General features: G+C 41.9%; 17 protein-coding genes and 3 pseudogenes. 8 read left to right on the forward strand and 12 right to left on the reverse strand.

Annotated features, from left to right (window positions below):
• The first annotated feature begins 122 nt into the window (after positions 1–122).
• Positions 123–689 (forward strand): hypothetical protein, encoded by a 567-nt coding sequence (locus tag NJ959_RS13935; RefSeq protein ID WP_254012356.1) that lies wholly within the window; start codon positions 123–125, stop codon positions 687–689.
• Positions 690–732: 43 nt separating this feature from the next.
• On the opposite strand, the pseudogene NJ959_RS13940 reads toward NJ959_RS13935, so the two are convergent.
• Positions 733–888, reverse strand: a pseudogene (locus tag NJ959_RS13940) (Uma2 family endonuclease); the annotation flags it as partial.
• Positions 889–1,200: 312 nt separating this feature from the next.
• Positions 1,201–1,326, reverse strand: coding sequence for a hypothetical protein (locus NJ959_RS30175; protein WP_256529197.1), 126 nt, complete (start codon positions 1,324–1,326; stop codon positions 1,201–1,203).
• Between the two features lie 103 nt (positions 1,327–1,429).
• Here NJ959_RS30175 and NJ959_RS13945 point away from each other — a divergent pair, with 103 nt between their 5' ends.
• Positions 1,430–2,182, forward strand: coding sequence for a phycobilisome rod-core linker polypeptide (locus tag NJ959_RS13945; RefSeq protein WP_254012357.1), 753 nt, complete (start codon positions 1,430–1,432; stop codon positions 2,180–2,182).
• A 278-nt stretch (positions 2,183–2,460) separates the two neighbouring features.
• Here the strand turns inward: NJ959_RS13945 and NJ959_RS13950 are convergent.
• The 6 genes and pseudogenes from NJ959_RS13950 to NJ959_RS13975 form a co-directional block, all read right to left on the reverse strand.
• Positions 2,461–3,336 (reverse strand): annotated as a pseudogene (locus NJ959_RS13950) (RluA family pseudouridine synthase); the annotation flags it as partial.
• Positions 3,337–3,525: 189 nt separating this feature from the next.
• Entirely contained in the window at positions 3,526–4,263 is a 738-nt protein-coding gene (locus NJ959_RS13955; protein WP_254012358.1) for a Uma2 family endonuclease, read from the reverse strand.
• An 81-nt stretch (positions 4,264–4,344) separates the two neighbouring features.
• Positions 4,345–5,106 (reverse strand): Uma2 family endonuclease, encoded by a 762-nt coding sequence (locus tag NJ959_RS13960; protein ID WP_254012359.1) that lies wholly within the window; start codon positions 5,104–5,106, stop codon positions 4,345–4,347.
• Between the two features lie 257 nt (positions 5,107–5,363).
• A complete protein-coding gene (locus NJ959_RS13965) occupies positions 5,364–5,762 on the reverse strand; it encodes a hypothetical protein (protein ID WP_254012360.1) in 399 nt (132 codons plus the stop codon).
• Between the two features lie 265 nt (positions 5,763–6,027).
• Positions 6,028–6,210, reverse strand: coding sequence for a hypothetical protein (locus NJ959_RS13970; protein WP_254012361.1), 183 nt, complete (start codon positions 6,208–6,210; stop codon positions 6,028–6,030).
• 77 nt (positions 6,211–6,287) lie between these two features.
• Positions 6,288–7,616: a hypothetical protein gene (locus NJ959_RS13975; protein WP_254012362.1), complete on the reverse strand. Its 1,329-nt coding sequence runs from the start codon at positions 7,614–7,616 to the stop codon at positions 6,288–6,290.
• 156 nt (positions 7,617–7,772) lie between these two features.
• Here NJ959_RS13975 and NJ959_RS13980 point away from each other — a divergent pair, with 156 nt between their 5' ends.
• The 3 genes from NJ959_RS13980 to NJ959_RS13990 all read left to right on the forward strand — a co-directional run bounded on the left by NJ959_RS13980 (position 7,773) and on the right by NJ959_RS13990 (position 10,746).
• A complete protein-coding gene (locus NJ959_RS13980; RefSeq protein WP_254012363.1) occupies positions 7,773–8,702 on the forward strand; it encodes a metallophosphoesterase family protein in 930 nt (309 codons plus the stop codon).
• Positions 8,703–8,770: 68 nt separating this feature from the next.
• Positions 8,771–10,099, forward strand: a complete 1,329-nt coding sequence (locus NJ959_RS13985) for an AAA family ATPase (RefSeq protein ID WP_256529200.1) — start codon at positions 8,771–8,773, stop codon at positions 10,097–10,099.
• A complete protein-coding gene (locus NJ959_RS13990) occupies positions 10,096–10,746 on the forward strand; it encodes a retron system putative HNH endonuclease (protein ID WP_254012365.1) in 651 nt (216 codons plus the stop codon). Before NJ959_RS13985 ends, NJ959_RS13990 begins: the two co-directional genes overlap by 4 nt.
• Positions 10,747–11,039: 293 nt before the next feature.
• Here NJ959_RS13990 and NJ959_RS13995 read toward each other — a convergent pair whose 3' ends face one another.
• Positions 11,040–11,882: a DNA/RNA non-specific endonuclease gene (locus NJ959_RS13995; protein ID WP_254012366.1), complete on the reverse strand. Its 843-nt coding sequence runs from the start codon at positions 11,880–11,882 to the stop codon at positions 11,040–11,042.
• A gap of 166 nt (positions 11,883–12,048) precedes the next feature.
• Between NJ959_RS13995 and NJ959_RS14000 the strand changes: the two genes are divergently transcribed.
• From NJ959_RS14000 to dusA, 3 genes and pseudogenes are all read left to right on the forward strand, one after another.
• On the forward strand, positions 12,049–12,270 hold the full coding sequence (locus NJ959_RS14000; protein ID WP_254012367.1) for a hypothetical protein: 222 nt from the start codon (positions 12,049–12,051) through the stop codon (positions 12,268–12,270).
• 171 nt (positions 12,271–12,441) lie between these two features.
• The gene (locus NJ959_RS14005) at positions 12,442–12,945 is read left to right on the forward strand and encodes an NPCBM/NEW2 domain-containing protein (protein ID WP_254012368.1); all 504 of its coding nucleotides are present in this window, start codon (positions 12,442–12,444) and stop codon (positions 12,943–12,945) included.
• 159 nt (positions 12,946–13,104) lie between these two features.
• Positions 13,105–14,109, forward strand: a pseudogene (dusA, locus tag NJ959_RS14010) (tRNA dihydrouridine(20/20a) synthase DusA); the annotation flags it as partial.
• A 19-nt stretch (positions 14,110–14,128) separates the two neighbouring features.
• Here the strand turns inward: dusA and NJ959_RS14015 are convergent.
• From NJ959_RS14015 to NJ959_RS14025, 3 genes are all read right to left on the reverse strand, one after another.
• Entirely contained in the window at positions 14,129–14,482 is a 354-nt protein-coding gene (locus NJ959_RS14015) for a DUF2442 domain-containing protein (protein ID WP_254012370.1), read from the reverse strand.
• Positions 14,475–14,717 carry a DUF4160 domain-containing protein gene (locus tag NJ959_RS14020; RefSeq protein ID WP_254012371.1) on the reverse strand — a complete coding sequence of 81 codons (243 nt, stop codon included), beginning with the start codon at positions 14,715–14,717 and terminating at the stop codon, positions 14,475–14,477. Before NJ959_RS14020 ends, NJ959_RS14015 begins: the two co-directional genes overlap by 8 nt.
• Positions 14,718–14,765: 48 nt before the next feature.
• Positions 14,766–15,643 (reverse strand): class I SAM-dependent methyltransferase (locus tag NJ959_RS14025; protein ID WP_254012372.1); only part of this gene is annotated, 878 nt, incomplete at its 5' end.

The raw sequence follows: 15,643 nt of genomic DNA on the forward strand, positions 1-15,643 counted from the left end.
GGGGGAGAGTTAAAACTCCCTACTCCCCATTCCCTACTCCTCATTCCCTACTCCTCATTCCCTACTCCCCATTTCCTAATTTCCAAGTTAAAATCGACAAAACGTTTTGGAAGTGAGATAGATTGAGTCCATATCGGGCAGGTGAATCCCTAATTATTGCCGATCCGTGGGTACGCGGATATAAATATCTAGAGGCGATGCAGCAACTAGCCTTAATACCCGACATGGTTGACGTGAGGGAGAATTCCAGCGTGGGCGATCGCATTTGTGGCTGGATTGGTAAGTATATTGATACTATCAATGCGGAACTTAGAGCTTGTTTAGAAGCCTGTCACGGCTGCTTTCATTCTGAATTGCGTCGTCCAATCCAAATTTGGGCAACCCCCTTATCCGAAGAATTTGGTATCGACGGCTTCTGTAATATTCTCCTCGATCCCACCGTCATATTAATTGATGTGGGACGAACCTCACCCGATGATTGGTTGAGCATAGTGGTGCATGAATACGCCCACGCTCACATAGGCTCACCAGGTCACGATATCAGATTTTTTGAAGTTCTTTCTCATTTGTGTTTGGGATTAGGATTGCCACCTCCAGTATGGCAACCGGATATAGAAGATTACTTGAAAAATTGGCCTTACTGTCCGTCAAGAGCCAATCCGCTATCCTTTTGGATGGGGTACGTTTGAGAATGTCGGAATGTCGGAATGTTGGACTCTGGCAAACTCCCCATCATTCCCCAACCCTAAAAATCTCTTCCGCAGTCAAATTCAACTCTGGAAAAGTTACCGATATAATCCGCTGATTCTCCCTAAACTCACTCACAATATACTCCCCATCAACTAATTGATATACTAAAATAACAGGTCGTTTTGGATTTCCAATATATAATTCAAAGCGACCATAGCCGTCTGGATACCAATCCAGAAATTCGTCCAGAGTCATTGTTTTTGAGATGGATTGGATCATGGGAGTTTCTCCTCAGTGAAGCTGATTTATTTTTGCGATCGTCTTTGATGGCACTAAAAAATTACTTAACTACAGCATTGGCTGGTGAACTTGGTTTATTAATAAAATAAATCGGTTGACTTTCATACCCGACCTGAGTTCGGAGTATGCGCGAAGCGCAGGCTACGCCAATGGAGTAGCCCTTTCAGGGCGGCTACGCCAAAGGAGTATGCGCGAAGCGCATACTCCTCCTCACACCGAACTCAGGTTACCCGCTATCCAGCTTAACCTCATAACGGGGAGAAGGCGAGTTGGGTTGAGGTGGCGCTCTACCCAACCTACATCTTCTCCACCATCCCATCCATCCCCGTCATCCATGCTCCCATCCCCCATTCCGAATTTTTTATAGACGGGTGCAAGATCTGTTATATAGTTAAAAATTAAGGTTTGTAAGATTTTCTAAGATTATGGAGATTTAAACATGGCCATTCCTTTGAAGAGCTATCCCCCGATTAGTCAGAATTATCGGGTAGCAGATTATGAAGTACCGGGCGAGGAACAACCAAAAATTTTTACAACAGAGAACGTCCTCTCTCCCGGAGATCTGGGTACTCTGATCGAAGCAGCATACCGTCAGATCTTCTTCCATGCCTTTAAGTGGGATCGGGAACCATTCCTCGAATCTCAAGTGCGCAACGGACAAATCACAGTCCGGGATTTCATTCGCGGATTGCTCTTGTCCAAAACCTTTAAGAACAGCTTCTACGACAAAAACAGCAACTATCGCTTTGTTGAACATTGCGTGCAAAGGGTGCTGGGACGCGATGTCCACGGCGAACAAGAAAAAATTGCTTGGTCAATCGTAGTCGCCACCAAGGGTATCAAAGGCTTTGTTGATGCTCTGCTCAACAGCGAAGAGTACCTGAGTGCTTTCGGCTTTGATACGGTTCCCTATCAACGTCGTCGGGTTCTCCATAGTCGGGTTCAAGGTGAAACACCCTTCAATATTAAATCTCCCCGCTACGATGCTTATCACCGTGGGATTCTGGGCTTCCCCCAAATCATTTGGCAGAACGAAGTGCGCACCTTCATTCCCCAAGACAAGCGAGCGAAGGCAGGAGATCCAAGTCAGTTTATGGATATGGCTGTGGCAATTTCACCCCAAGCCAATCCGGTTCCTCGCGTATCCGCCCAAAACATGGATTACGAAGCACTTGTCCCTCGTCGGGGTTAAGTTCGCCTGAGTACGGTTAGAAGTGTCATAAAAGCTGGGGGGAGAGGGGCTACGACCTCGATCCATTCCTCAGATTGATTGCCCGTCATCTCGCCTCCTGAATTGGGGGAGAGAGGACGGGCACTTGCGTTGGGAGAAATTCCACTAACATAATCTAGGTTAGTAGTGGGTACTTCAGTACCCTCAGCGCTAAAGCGCTCACTACTAGCTTTTGGATTGGCGATATTGTTACTAGTAGGTACTTCAGTACCCTGAGCGCTAAAGCGCTCACTACTAACTTTTGAGTTAGGATGCTGTAACCGGAGTCGCCATGCGTGGAGGGCTTGACCTGGAAGGTTTACGCCGATGTTACGACATGAGCTATAAACGGGATCGCCGACGATAGGATGTCCGATATAAGCAGAGTGGACGCGAATTTGGTGAGTTCGTCCCGTTTCCAGTTGGAAGTGGATTAGGGTATAGTTGCCTAAGCGTTCTTTCACCTGCCAATGAGTTACTGCTAATCGGCCGCCTTTTTCTACGGGTACGACTGCCATATTTTTTCGGTGAATGGGATGCCGCCCAATGGGTTCGTTAATTGTGCCGCTTTCTGTTGAGGGGTTACCATGGACAACGCCCAGATATTCACGTCGGGCGGTTTTGGCTTTAAGTTGGGCTTGGAGGTGTTGGTGGGCATGGTCGGTTTTCGCGATCGCGATCGCACCAGTGGTATCTTTATCTAAGCGGTGAACAATACCGGGACGCTGGACTCCGCCAATTCCAGTTAAGTTGGGACAATGGGCGAGAATAGCATTGACAAGAGTGCCACTTTGGTGTCCGGGTGCGGGATGGACTACTAAACCTGCGGGTTTATTGATAATTAGGATATCGTCATCTTCATAAAGGATATCTAGGGGAATGGCTTCGGGTTGTAAGTCTAGGGGTTTGGCTTCGGGGATGGAGAGGAAAATGCGATCCCCTGCTTGGACAATGACTTTTTTTGATGTGCAGACTTTTTCGTTAATTTGGACGTTACCTTCTTCAATCAGTTTCTGAAGACGGGAACGGGAGATATTGGGTAATTGGTGGGCGAGATAGCTATCTAGGCGTGATGGCGGCTTCTCTGTGGGAGATTCGCAGCTTTGTTCAACTTGTAGTATCGCATCGGTTGACATTGGGATAATTAGGTAGGGGTAAAAACGCACAATAAATTTGTAGGGGCTGGTTTAGATCGTAAGCTATACAATAGTTTCTGATTACCAAACCCGACCTCCATATATTACGTTTATTTTCACCTACATATAGATTATTTTTTAACGCAGAGGTGCGCAGAGGGAAGCACAGAGGTGCGCAGAGGTTTTATTTTACAATTGGTTGGGATTAATTCCTAGTTCTCGTAGTTTAGCTTCTAGGGTTTGGGAGCGGTGTCTTTCTTCCTGCAAAAGGCTTTCTGCTTCTTCTGCTCGTTGTCTTTCTTGTTCTTTTTCCTGGCGTTGTTGTTCTTTTTCCTGGCGTTGTTGTTCTAATTGTTGAGCTAATTCTACATAGTTGGTAAAAGGTTCTCCATCGGGGCGATAAATAACTAATTCACCTTCTAAAATTTCAAACCGTATCCCTAGACGGGGACTTACCCAACCTGCCATTTCTTCAATGGCTTCTAATTCATTACCACCACGTAAGCAACCTATTAATTCTCCTTCATCTGGATCGTATAAGTAGTATTCTTCTACGCCATAACGTTGGTAAAATCGATATTTATTGATCATCTCTTTGAGTCTATTACCGGGAGAGAGGATTTCAAATACCACTTGGGGAGCGATGTTATTTTCTCTCCATTGCTGATAAGAGCCTCGATCTCCTTTTTCTCTACCAAAGATAACCATAACATCGGGAGCAATTCGGGTTTTATTATCGCCTTCAATGGGATACCAGAGTAAGTTACCAGCGACAAAAATAGTGTTATCGTTGGCAAATAGTAGCTCTAAACCTAACTTAATGGCGACGATTAAGTCAAATTGTTTGGTATTATCTGCCATTGGCTCTCCGTCGCTGTCGGGGTAGATGATGTCTGGTTTGGCGGGAACTTGGAGTTGTGTAACCATTGCTGTAATTCCAAATCAGCTAGCGGCTTTATTTATTTTAGAGTATTCTTTCTCCTTTGACTTACAAATGTAAGTATCTGGTTATTTAAGTTGATTTGGATCTATTCCTAGTTCTCTTAGTTTGGCTTCTAAAAGTTGCGATCGCTGTTTTTCTTCTTCTAACATTACCTCAGCTGACTGCGCCCTCACTTCAGCTTCCTGCGCCCTTACTTCAGCTGACTGCGCCTTGGCTTGAGATTCCTGCGCCCTTACTTCAGCTTGTTCTCGTTGCTGTGCTAATTCCAAATATGTGAGAAATGGTTGACCATCTGGGCGATAAATCTCCAATCTTGCTTCAGGCAATTCAAATCTTACTCCCAATCTGGGACTAACCCAACCTTCTATTTGCTCTATTACTTCTAAGCTTGATTCACCACGCCGCCAACCTGTTAAGTCTAATAAATCAGGTTTATACAAATAATATTCTTCTACACCATGACGAGCGTAAAACTCAAATTTTCTTGCCATATTTGAGGGACGGTTTCCTGGTGACCAGATTTCAAATACTACTTGAGGTGGGATATTATCTTCCAGCCATTGTTGATAGGAACCTCGATATCCTTTCGGTCTCCCGAAAGCTATCATGACATCTGGCGCTTGGCGTAATAGGTTATTTCCTTCAACAGGATACCACAATAAGTCACCAGCGACAAAAACACTATTATTACTGGCAAACAATAGTTCTAAATTTTCTTTGATCCAGACAATTAGTTCAAATTGTTGAGTATTATCTGACATGGGTTCACCGTCGCTGTCGGGGTATATAACTTCTGGTTTGGGTAGAGATTGGAGTTGGGTGGCCATTGCTGGGATTCTCCGAGATGTATATAAATATAATATGTTATTGGCTGAGTAACTTGACTAATTCTTCTTTCTTTTTCTTGCTATATCCAGTTAGACAACGTTTTTGGCTCTCCGAGAGAGCCACCGCTTTAATCAGCTTTTGGAGTTATCATCGAACAGCCCACCCTGAAAAGAGCTGTATAGTTAGAGTAAAATATCCAGATTAAAAATCCCTCTAGCTTTCGACTAGAGGGAAAATAAGAATATCTTTTAATCAATTAGCCTACTGAAGTCAAATCGCGAGAATCATTCTTTTGACTAGCAGTTGATGAGGTAATGATTTCTTCAGTAACTGAGATAGGAAATGTGGCACTACCGCAGTATTGAGAATTATCAGCCAAAACTCGGAAAGTTGTTTTGAGACGATTTGCTTTGAATGCTACTCCTGCTGCGGTTAATCCTGCAAGGGTAGCCATTCCTGCACCTGCAATGACCATTTTTTTCAATTTCATTGTCTGGGATACTAGACTGGAGGTTTCCCCTGTGGCATTTTCAGAAATACTTTTCGATTTGAATGGACAAGGGAAGGCTTCAACCGGATTTACTACGGCTAGTAACACTGCGCCTGTTACTGTTGCTGTTGATAATAGAGCTACCACTGATATTTTTTGTGTCATCGGTATTTTTACTGATGTGGATTACTGGGAAAACAAACGGGTTGAAATTTTTTCTTTCACAGATATACCCAACAGTTTACAACTCCGATCCGATTCTGACATCCTTAATCTATAGAAAATTCTTATCTTTTTGATAAACCAGCTTTAATTCTCCCCTCACAGGCGGCTGGATATAGGGGTTTTTAGTTGGATGAAGCACAAAAAAGAAACCTGGTTTCTTTCCATCTCACTCAACTGAGAAGTGCGATAGACTGACACGGAGGTATTAATTATCTTTCTTCAGGAGTGCTGCAACTAAAACTACTGTGCCGCCAATTAAACCGAGAATTAGCCAAAGGCGAAAGTTTAAGCCCTTTTTTTGGGCAATAATTGCTGCGGTGACACCGATAAGGCAGTGCAATCCGAGCAATAAATACAGATTACCGGGTTCAATGGGGAAATTTAGCATTAATTGCGATCAAATTAGGGTTCTCTATGATGAGACTATTTTCATCTATTTAAGAGTAACATAACTTTCAATTACTGTCATTGAAAAATGATAAGATGGGAACCGATAACTGGACTACGAGCAATCAAATTTCCGGCTGAGTTAATTATTTCTAGTTTACTGAAATCTAAGTTTTTGGCTTGATTTAATATGGCATTGCCTAACTTATTTTGTTGAGATTCATTTAGTTCATACCAGGCATTACTGATAGTAACGACAAGAAAACTACCTCTAAAGTTTGCTTGGATGGATTGAATTAGTCCATTGGTATACTCATCGGTAATTTCAGTAAGTTGGTTTTGAATATTCGCAATTATTCTTTCTTCTGGTGTAAGTTCTACCGGAGCTGGTGCTACAGATTCCACAGGTAGGGTTTCGTCAACGGCTTCTGATGTTGTTTCTTCAGATTCGTCAACGGCTTCTGGTGTTGTTTCTTCAGATTCGTCAATGGCTTCTGATGTTGTTTTTTCGGGTTCAGGAATAGTTTCTGATGCTGTTTCTGCGGGTTCGGAAACTTCCACATTTTCTGACGTTTCTACTGCTGTAGCAGCTTCTTCCGGTGTTGTTTCTACGGATGTGGAAGATGTCACAGGTGCGGAAGTTTCTACGGGTTGGGAAACTTCTTCAGGTGTGGTTTCTTCAGGTGATTGTGAGGGAGTCTCAATACTTTCTGAAGGAACTTGTGTGACTATTTGGGTTGGTGTTTCGGCGGTTTTAGGTGCTAGTGCTACCTTGGATAAGATTAGAATAACTGCTATTCCTGCGATCGCGCTAGTTAAAACTAAATCCGATAGCTTTTCATGCCACTTTCTTGGTAACAGGGAACGGATTGTCGATAATATACTACGCCAAAACTTTCCCACCTTGGCTAATGTGGAAACTTTTTTTGGTTTCCTTGGCTTCTGCTTAACTTCGGCAACAGCTTCTGCTACTGTTGATTGTGGGGTTGAAGTATCGGAGACAGGGACTGCAACTCCTAATTCTGGTTCTGCTATGGTGGTATCTATGGTAGATTCTGCGATCGCTTCTGCGGATTTAGCTGTAGAATTTGATATCCTGACAGCTTCTCCCTCCAGTTTTTCTACAATCTTTTCCAATAACCAAATCGTACCTCGCAGAATTTTAATCGCCACAATTTTAAATAATCCTAATTTCTGCTTTTCAGTAGATTTAGCCGTAGGATAGGCATCCCCGCCTGTCAATGTAAGGGGTAATGAATCAGGGTTAGGAGGTGAGGGGATGGCTTCCTCGCCTGTCATGTCGCTGGTGGAGGCAACCTCGCTTTCCCCGTTATCGCTTGTTTCAGGTGTTGGGGGCGTTTGAGGCTCAATATTCTCTGATTCTGGCTGCTGTTGGTGTTGTGACATCTGAATCTTCTTACCCGACAGGACTAATCTATCATCAAAGAGGTGAGAAGTTAGATTTAAGGGGTTAGAGGGGTAAAAAGTTTGCGGGAATATTCCAGCTATCACCTCTCACCTCTTCGCTTTCACCTCACACCTATTTTTCTAAAGGAGATAACGATGAGTCTAACACGCCGTCAATTTATCGTTTTAAGTACTGTCAGCAGCTTAGGTTTAATTGGAGTTGTTACCAAGCTATTCCTCAGTCAGACTGCCCAAAGTAGCGATATCAATCAGAGTAATACTAACACTATTAGCTTAGAACCAATTGAGCCACCAACAACTCCGCTACTGCTACGATTTGTTTCTGTTGCCGATACGGGTACGGGTGCTAAAGGACAATATGCAGTAGCAGATGCGATGACTCGCTATCATCAAGCAAATCCCTACAATTTAGTTGTCCTTGCTGGTGATAATATCTATACTAATGGGGAATTTGAAAAGATTGAAGCGGTATTTGAGAAGCCCTATCAAACATTACTCCAAAAAGGTGTGAAGTTTCATGCTTGCTTAGGTAATCATGATATTCGTACAGATAATGGCGATGAACAAGTTCGTTATCCGGGATTCAATATGCTGGGGAGATACTATACCTTCCGTGAAGGGGATGTACAGTTTTTTGCCCTGGATACAAATAGTAATGCTGATTGGAAAAATCAGTTGCCTTGGCTAGAAAAAGAACTAGATAGTAGCAATGCGCCATGGAAGATAGTATTTGGACATCATCAAATTTATTCTTCTGGTCACTATGGTTTGAATGAACCATTTATTAAAACATTATCTCCTATTTTCCAAAAGCATGGCGTACAACTATATATTAATGGTCACGAGCATCATTATGAACGGAGTAAATCGATTAATGGGACAACTTATTTAATTTGTGGAGGTGGTGCGGGAACTCGCCCAGTAGGACATTCGGAATCGTCGGCTTATGCTGCTGAAAGATTGAGTTTTGCTGCCTATGAGGTGTATCGCGATCGTATAATTGTAAGTGGTATTGGTACGGATGGGGATGTTTTTGATCGAGGGGTTATTTTATTGAAGGTTTAGGGAATGAGAAATGGGGAATGGGGAGTTTTATTTATCGGTTAAATATTCCGGGGGATTAATTGAAAAATATGAGAGTTAAGCGAATACAAATGTCCTCATTTCGAGGAATCGGCGATCTAACTTTGGATTTCCATGAAACTGAGCCTACTATTTTGATTGGTATTAATGGAGTGGGTAAATCGAGTATTCTTGATTGTCTGGCGATACTTTTATCTGGATTTATATCTAGAATCAAATACAATCCTAAATCTAGATCTGTCTTTGTGAAAATGGCAAAATATAACTCGTTCCCAGCAAGTGAAAAAGAAACAGATTTAGCCAAGGGACGTTCCTTTAAGAAAGAAGACATCACGAATGAACACCATAAAACCAGTTGCAATCTTTTGATTTCAATCCCAGGAACAGAAGATTTGGCTTTGCATCTCAATAAAGATAGACAAGGCAAGAGTGAAAATACCAATAATAACAATGACAAATTAGACATGGTTGCTAAAGATATTCGAGAACAGTGGAAAACCAGCAATGAATTTAATATTCCCCTAGCCGTCTACTATCCAGTCAATCGCGCTGTTTTTGATATTGATTTAGAAATTAAAGACAACTCTATTTATAAGCAAGTAGACGCTTATGAACAAGCGCTTGATGGAGTACGAATAAGCTTTGATAGCTTCTTTAAATGGTTTAGACTTATAGAAGACTTAGAAAACGAAAAAATGCGAGACAACCATGATTATAGAAACCGACAGATAGAAGCAGTGAGACAAGCTATTTATTCAATTATTACAGAGTTTTCCAACTTAAGAGTTCGTCGTTCACCCTTGCGAATGACGGTGAAAAAACAAGACGAGGAACTAATTGTCAATCAATTATCCGATGGTGAAAAATGCTTGCTAGCAATGGTAGGAGATTTGGCGAGAAGGTTAGCAATAGCCAATCCAGGTTTAGCCAATCCACTGGAAGGTAGTGGTGTGGTGATGATTGATGAAATTGAACTACATTTACATCCTAAATGGCAACGTGAAATTATCCCTGCACTGAAACGAACATTTCCCAATTGCCAGTTTATTATTACTACCCATTCGCCACAGATAATTAGTCAAGTAAAACCGGATAGTATTTACATTCTGGAGAAGACAAATAATGGTATTATTGCTATGCGTCCAGAAAGTTCTTATGGGAGAGATAGTAATCGTATTTTAGAAGATTTAATGGATACTTCGGAACGCCCACAGGAAATTAAAGAACGTCTCCAAGAGTTATTTAGGGTAATTGCTAGAGGAGATTTGGAAAAGGCTAAACAACTACAACAAGAAATTGCGGCGGAAATTGGAGCAGATGAACCTGAGTTAGCTGGTGCTAGTGTATCTATCAGACGACGGGAGATTTTAGGTAGGTGAAATATATTAAAAAAAGTGAAGAGCCGGAAAGTTTTAAGGCTTGGAAAGCACTTGCTAAAACTACTCCAAACTGGAGCTACAGTTACCTACAAAATCCTGAAAAAAGGGAATTACATGACGCATTACTAAAAGAACAAGGCTATATCTGTTGCTATTGTGGAATGCGTATATCAAGAGAAAATAGTCATATTGAACATCTCAACCCCCAAAGTAATACAGAGCCAGAGCTATCTGTAGAGTACACTAATTTACTGGCATCCTGTCAAAGACAACTGGAACCCAAAAAACCAATCCATTGTGGCATAGCTAAGGATGATTGGTATGATGAAAATCTTATGGTTTCGCCATTGGAGGCAAACTGTAGAGATTTCTTTATTTACACCGATGATGGACAAATTATGGAAACAGATGAAGCAGATAAAAAAGCCGCTGCTGCAACCACTATTGATAAGCTTCGTCTCAATATTAAAAAGTTAAAGGATATGCGCGAAGCCGTAATAAAAAACTTGTTCGCAGATCTCAATATAGACGAATTGACAAAGGAGGAGAAACAAAAACTGCTGGAAGGATTTGCCCAGCCTGATGCTAATGGGCAATACCAAGAGTTTTATGGTGCGATCGCGTATATTCTCAATCAGTATCTTTAAAACTAAATTATGGTAGCACGATCGGGACTTACGCAGCCACATTACCTCATAACAGCGATTCCCGTTGTCAAACCTGATGTCGGGATGTAGGGGTGAAGCATTTGCGCCCGAATTTATTGGGTAAACCTGACGATTCATACGCAAATGCTTCACCCTGTCGCTGTGAGACATGGCGAAGCATTTCAATATAGCAATTCTCAATCATTCGCCAAGAGAATCTAAACGCTAACCCTTGTAGAGCGCGCATCTTGCCCGCTTCTTGTTTTTAGCTATGAGCCATTAGCCAGTAAAGTTTACTGTTTCATACAATTAACCCTACTCTCAATCTCATTTTGGATGGATTTAGAAATATTCGATAAAAAATCGTACCCTGTCAAATCTTCCACAACATCGACTGAAACGCAGTAATCTTGCCAACTAGTATGACTAACGCTATCTGAATTGGGCATTAATACTGCTATCACCTGAGAATTGGTGGTGATTTCATCAATATCAAAATCAGGATTATCTACCACCACCACCACTTTCCAAGTATCTTCAGGTACAGATACCTTACCATCACCAATCCTTTCCTTTTCTCCACTACCGCCAGCAATAATGTAGAGTGATTTGCCCGCTGCTACCAAATCTCGCGAATAGTCTTCCAACTCCCGCCAGACTTCCCGATTATTGGCTGGCGCTTGGGGAATCATGTTAGTCATCAAGAAAGTAGCACTATTATCTGAAATACTCAGAGTGCGATCGCCTGCCGGGGTCAAATGTCCCTTATCATAATTAGTATCTGCATAATCGCTGGGTTTGACATGATACCACCTTGGAGGGAGTGCATTATTAGCGCGAAAGTCGTTTTGTCGCTCCACACTGCCCAACCAGCTTTGATTTAACTGCCAACTTACCCAATTGGGAATACCTTTATCTCGGTTATATGATAGGGCGTATTCCTCCTGTTGAATTAGGTAATTATTAGGCTGATGGATATCTGATTTGGCGGCGCTAGGATTGCCAAGTAACAGATGCTCATCCCCCGCTGGAGATACAATTGGAGTAGCTTCCACCTCAGAGCGACTGGGCAAGTTATCGCAAGCCCTGCCGTCGGGAGGGTTGCCATCTAAGTGGTGAGCATCGCGAGACTCCAAATTGAAAACTGCTTGTGCGTCTTCTTGATACTGGAAATCTGCACAATCGCAATCGGTTTTGATACAAGTGGGTAGGCTACCCCCATGGGAGCATCCCGATTTGGAAGAAATGCAGTTTGTATTCTTGCTCCCCCCTTTGACTTGGGGGGCTGGGGGGGTAAAAAATTTGTCAAAAAACGAGTATCTTTGCCAAAGTGGGATGCTCCCACCCCCATCCTCTGTCAAAACTTGTGGAGAATTGATTGGGGCAGCGATTGCTGGGATTTGGCTGAGGGCAAAAATAGTGGTGAGACTCAATATCACCCCCGCTGCCAAAGCCAAAATGCTTTTAATAGATAGCACCTTTCGAGGCTTGGAAAAAATTATCATGGATTTTATTATCATCTAAACTATCTTGGGGGAGATAATATACATTAACGTCTATTAGTCAGGAATTACGCAACGACACCACATAGAGTAGTCATGGTGCGTTAGCAAAGCGTAACACACCTACAAATAGATGCTTTGCGTAACCCCTATAAGTGTTAGTTGTCTCTAAATGCACAAGAAAACCCAGTTAATGAAGAAAGTTATCGCTAGTACCCTATTATTTTTAGCTCTCATCCCTCCAGGGCAAAAAATCGCTCAAGCTGATGAAAACCAGTCTACTTTTCTGCTTAGGCTCGATTGTGCGGATGCGGGAATCGGTAATTGGGGGTATCGCAATGAAAATATTGCGGTTGGTAAAGCTGTTTATCCATCAAGATTCTATATGGGAGCAGGAGATAGTTCTGTATCCCTAACTTGCAGATTACAACCTAACGATCGGGAAGTCAACTTTCAAAATCTACAATTAGCATTTGGAATGGAAGATAACGAGCGCGTCAGCCCTAATGTTAATGTCAATATTTATTTAGATGGGATACTGGTGACATCTCGAAGTGTTTTCTCAGGGAAAGCTGACTCAATATCCATTGATGTCACAAACGTCCAAAACCTTTCCATAGAAACAAAGTGTTCGAGCCAATTCCAGTATTGCGATCGCGTTTATTTCTGGGATGCTACATTAGGTATTATTCCTTAGTTATTGGTTATTGGTTATTATTCCTTAGTTATTGGTTATTGGTTATTCGTTATCATCCCCCATTTATCAGACAGAGATCTTTGCTTCCTTTGCATTAAAAAAAGATCCAACTAAAATATAAATAAATTCAATATAACCAACAACTAATAACAAACAACCAACAACGAGCAACAAATGACAAACAACAAACAACTAAGTATAGCACCGATGATGGATCGTACCGATCGCCATTTTCGGTATTTTATGCGGCAAATTACCCGTCGGACTTTATTATACACCGAGATGGTAACCAGTCCAGCTATTATACATGGAAGAACCGAACATTTACTGGGCTTTTCACCTGAAGAAAAGCCTCTAGTGCTGCAAGTGGGAGGAGATAGCCCAAAGGAATTAGCAGAATGTGCCAGAATTGCTGAAAATATGGGGTATGACGAGATTAATCTGAATGTGGGTTGCCCTAGCAGTCGAGTGCAAGATGGTAATTTTGGGGCATGTTTGATGGCAACGCCGGAGAAAGTAGCAAATTGTGTAAAAGCGATGATAGATGCTGTGACTATTCCGGTTACGGTTAAGCACAGAATTGGTATTGATGACTTAGATAGTTACGAGGATATGGCAAACTTTGTCCGGATTATTTCTGAAGCTGGATGTCGCCATTTTTCTGTACACGCCCGTAAGGCTTGGTTGCAGGGATTAAGTCCCAAGGAAAATCGCACCGTACCACCTTTACGATACCATGATGTTCATCGGTTAAAGGCAGAATTCCCTCATTTATTTATAGAGATTAATGGAGGCTTGATTAATCTCGCACAAGTGAAAGAGCAACTACAGTTTGTCGATGCCGTCATGATTGGGCGTGCCGCTTACGATAATCCTTATTTATTTGCCACAGCGGATAGAGAGATATATGGGGAAAAAGAAATACCTCCAACTCGCCATCAGGTAGCAGAAGCAATGTTACCTTATATTGATTTTTGGGTAGGAAAGGGTTTAAAGTTGAATAAAATTACCCGACATATCCTGCAATTGTTTGCTGGGCAACTAGGTAGTAGGCTTTGGAAACAATATCTTACCGATAATTCTCATAAACTTGGTGCGGGTGCGGAAGTAGTTAGGGATGCTTTGGAGAAAGTACCTCAATCTTCGATAATTTTAGCTGTTTAGTGTTATCTATCAAGCTCAGTTATTTGATATTTTGGTGCAATTTATCCATCCAAGCTTTTGTCCCAAATACCCCGGCTAACAAGCCAGATACACTAAAGTCTGCATCCAGTTTTTCCCAGTGTAGTCCATCCCCTGAAGGTGTCACCTCTACCTCCGCTAAATCATCCGGAGATTCTCCTGATAACCCTTGGGCAATGTTAGTTGGAAAACTGTAAATTGCACCACTCTTGAGATGAATTATAATTCGATCATTTTCTCGATCATAATATGCTGAATTAGCTCTGGATTGGGTGGCATTGGCGATTGCCGCCGCCTCCCTTGCTTGCTCAATTTTGCTTTTTATTGTTGCTTTATCTAGCGCTGGATTAACCATGAAATTCTCTCCACTTTTGCAATAATTCTGCCTGATGAGTAGTTACTATCTCCAGGGCTTTACTCACTTCCTTGTCACTAAGTTTATTAACCTCAATTATATTAGGTGTTTCCGTATCGCCGCCTAGACTAATCCTCACTTGTCCATTGCCCTTAAAAACGTGAACGTGAGGTGGTAAGTGATCGTTGAAGTAGATACGGACAGCAAAACCGTCTTTTCTCAGTACAGTTGGCATAATCTTACATATTTTACCATATTACTCCACCTTAAAATCATACAATAATTAAACCATCGGTGGTACAGTCAACCCTTGAATTTCTCTCATCTCTTCCTCCTCTGTCAATCCCTTACTTTGAACTAAAACCCCAAATCCTCCCAATCCCATGGGGTCGATTAATTGATGTAAAACATCTCGCCGTCGCATAATATTTAGTATATCTTTCCCTTTAGCAATTCGGTTACCGGAATTAGCAGAAAGAGCAGAAATGCGATCCCCTAAACCCAAAGCCATCAAAAATAATCCCTGCTTAGTAAACCCCACCTGCCGCAAACCGCACAATTCTCCTTGTCGTTCCAATGCCGTAAAATTAACATGAGCCGTAATATCTTGTTCTCCTATATATATATAAGGATTGTTATGATGTTGGTGGCGATAATAACATTGTAAGGTTCCCTGGTTACGAGCTGGCAAATAATAACGTTGGGCTGGATAACCATAATCGATAGTTAGCAGAAATCCCCGTTTCAGTTTACTAGCAACCGTATTTAACCAATCCAAAGCTGCCAGATTTACTTCACTACGATAACCATCAAGATAAGCACCGGAAAATAAGTTAATTCCTAGTAAATCGAAATACTCATTAAGTCGTGGAGTGGAAGGAATATCTGTAACTTCAACAAACTTAATTCCATCCTCTTTCCCCCACTCCCCAATCCCTTCAAAGGTGACATAAATTTCTTTTAGGTTTCCCCCTTCAATGATAAATTGATGTACAGGGAAAGCATCGACTAATTCATTAGAGAAACAACAGCCTGTAATAGAATTTTCGGCTATTTCTTCAAAAGAACACCACCGCACAGGTATCCCACCAACATCAATTTTATTTAATTCCCCCTGACTAATAAAAGAAATATCTTGTTCTTGCCCCCTCCCCTTTATAA

This window comes from Limnofasciculus baicalensis BBK-W-15, from assembly GCF_024178385.1.
GTDB lineage: Bacteria > Cyanobacteriota > Cyanobacteriia > Cyanobacteriales > Coleofasciculaceae > Limnofasciculus > Limnofasciculus baicalensis.

Coding starts and splice junctions, on each gene's coding strand:
- NJ959_RS14005 (WP_254012368.1), top strand. CDS start 12,442: ATGAAGAAAGTTATCGCTAGTACCCTATTATTTTTAGCTCTCATCCCT.
- NJ959_RS13960 (WP_254012359.1), bottom strand. CDS start 5,106: ATGGCCACCCAACTCCAATCTCTACCCAAACCAGAAGTTATATACCCC.
- NJ959_RS13965 (WP_254012360.1), bottom strand. CDS start 5,762: ATGACACAAAAAATATCAGTGGTAGCTCTATTATCAACAGCAACAGTA.
- NJ959_RS14015 (WP_254012370.1), bottom strand. CDS start 14,482: ATGGTTAATCCAGCGCTAGATAAAGCAACAATAAAAAGCAAAATTGAG.
- NJ959_RS13985 (WP_256529200.1), top strand. CDS start 8,771: ATGAGAGTTAAGCGAATACAAATGTCCTCATTTCGAGGAATCGGCGAT.
- NJ959_RS13980 (WP_254012363.1), top strand. CDS start 7,773: ATGAGTCTAACACGCCGTCAATTTATCGTTTTAAGTACTGTCAGCAGC.
- NJ959_RS14020 (WP_254012371.1), bottom strand. CDS start 14,717: ATGCCAACTGTACTGAGAAAAGACGGTTTTGCTGTCCGTATCTACTTC.
- NJ959_RS30175 (WP_256529197.1), bottom strand. CDS start 1,326: ATGGATGACGGGGATGGATGGGATGGTGGAGAAGATGTAGGTTGGGTA.
- NJ959_RS13945 (WP_254012357.1), top strand. CDS start 1,430: ATGGCCATTCCTTTGAAGAGCTATCCCCCGATTAGTCAGAATTATCGG.
- NJ959_RS13970 (WP_254012361.1), bottom strand. CDS start 6,210: ATGCTAAATTTCCCCATTGAACCCGGTAATCTGTATTTATTGCTCGGA.
- NJ959_RS13955 (WP_254012358.1), bottom strand. CDS start 4,263: ATGGTTACACAACTCCAAGTTCCCGCCAAACCAGACATCATCTACCCC.
- NJ959_RS13975 (WP_254012362.1), bottom strand. CDS start 7,616: ATGTCACAACACCAACAGCAGCCAGAATCAGAGAATATTGAGCCTCAA.